The following is a 1,351-nucleotide window of genomic DNA, read 5'->3' as shown; positions in this document are numbered from 1 at the left end:
CCGCGCCCACCGCGCCCGCATCCGGCGCACACGCGCAGCAGCGCCGCACGAGCGCCGAATATCGCGCGCTCGACGCGGCGCACCATATCCATCCGTTCTCGGACATGGGCTCGCTCAATCGCACGGGCAGCCGCGTGATCGTGAAGGCCGAGGGCGTGTATCTGTGGGATTCCGACGGCAACAAGATCATCGACGGGATGGCCGGGCTCTGGTGCGTGAACGTCGGCTACGGGCGCGAGGAGCTGATCGAGGCCGGCAGCCGGCAGCTGCGCGAACTGCCGTTCTACAACACGTTCTTCAAGACCACGCACCCGCCGATCATCGAGCTGTCCGCGCTGCTCGCCCAGATCGCGCCGCCGTCGTTCAACCGCTTCTTCTATTGCAACAGCGGCTCCGAGGGCAACGATACGGTGCTGCGCGTCGCGCATCAGTACTGGCGCACGCAGAACCGCCCGCAAAAGAAGTTCGTGATCTCGCGCAAAAACGGCTATCACGGCTCGACGATCGCGGGCGCGACGCTCGGCGGCATGGGCTACATGCACGAGCAGATGCCGTCGAAGGTCGAGCACATCGTGCACATCGATCAGCCTTATTACTTCGGCGAAGCGAGCGAAGGGCAAACGCCGGAGGCGTTCGGGCTCGAGCGCGCGCGGCAGCTCGAGGCGAAGATTCTCGAGCTCGGCGCGGACAACGTCGCGGCGTTCATCGGCGAGCCGTTCCAGGGCGCGGGCGGCGTGATCTTCCCGCCGTCGACGTACTGGCCCGAGATCGAGCGAATCTGCCGCAAGTACGACGTGCTGCTCGTCGCCGACGAGGTGATCGGCGGATTCGGGCGCACCGGCGAATGGTTCGCGCATCGGCACTTCGGCTTCGAGCCGGATCTGATGACGCTCGCGAAGGGGCTGACGAGCGGCTACGTGCCGATGGGCGCGGTCGCGCTGTCGGACCGGATCGCCGACGCGCTGATCGCGCACGGCGAGTTCAATCACGGGATGACGTACTCCGGGCATCCGGTCGCGGCGGCGGTGGCGGTGGCGAACCTGACATTGCTGCGCGACGCGAAGATCGTCGAGCGCGTGAAGACCGATACGGGCCCCTACTTCCAGAAACTGCTGCGCGAGACGTTTTCGCATCATCCGATCGTCGGCGAGATCTCGGGCGCGGGGCTCGTCGCGGGCCTGCAGCTCGCGCGCGAGCCGGGCGCGCGCAAGCGCTTCGAGAACGGCGGCGAGGTCGGCACGATCTGCCGCGACTACTGCTTCAACGGCAACCTGATCATGCGCGCGACGGGCGACCGGATGCTGCTGTCGCCGCCGCTCGTGGTTTCGAAGACTGAGATCGACGAGATCGT

The 1,351-nt window shown here is 66.8% G+C and carries 1 protein-coding gene; it reads left to right on the top strand.

The window, feature by feature from the left end; genetic code table 11:
- The coding region (locus X946_RS05860; RefSeq protein WP_038744853.1) for an aspartate aminotransferase family protein at window positions 1–1,351 on the top strand (1,351 nt) is incomplete at both ends.

It is taken from the genome of Burkholderia sp. ABCPW 111, assembly GCF_000773065.1.
Taxonomy (GTDB): Bacteria; Pseudomonadota; Gammaproteobacteria; order Burkholderiales; family Burkholderiaceae; genus Burkholderia; species Burkholderia savannae.
Note: the sequence above shows the minus strand (reverse complement) of the source record. Positions and strands in the feature narration are given on the sequence as shown.